1 pseudogene is annotated in these 255 nt (G+C 64.3%); it reads right to left on the reverse strand.

The features are described from left to right. Positions 1-255: pseudogene (locus ACYQ3S_RS15790) on the reverse strand (altronate dehydratase); the annotation flags it as partial.

The raw sequence follows: 255 nt of genomic DNA on the forward strand, positions 1-255 counted from the left end.
ACCCGCACGACTTGTCCTCCAGCGTCGTGATGCCGCCTTTCTTGTTCCCCGGCGACGGGTTCTCGTACACCGTCTCGTTGTGGCTGATAAAGTAATCCTTGAAGCCGTTGAGCATGGCGGCCGCCTTCCCGAACACCTGCTCGTTGACGCACCGGCTCAGCAGCATCCCCTCCGCGCCGAACATCTCCGGCACCTCGGTCAGCACCGTCGAGCCGCCCCGCGCGATCACCATGTCGCTGAACGCTCCCACCGTCG

Source organism: Agathobaculum sp. TL06, from assembly GCF_054658635.1.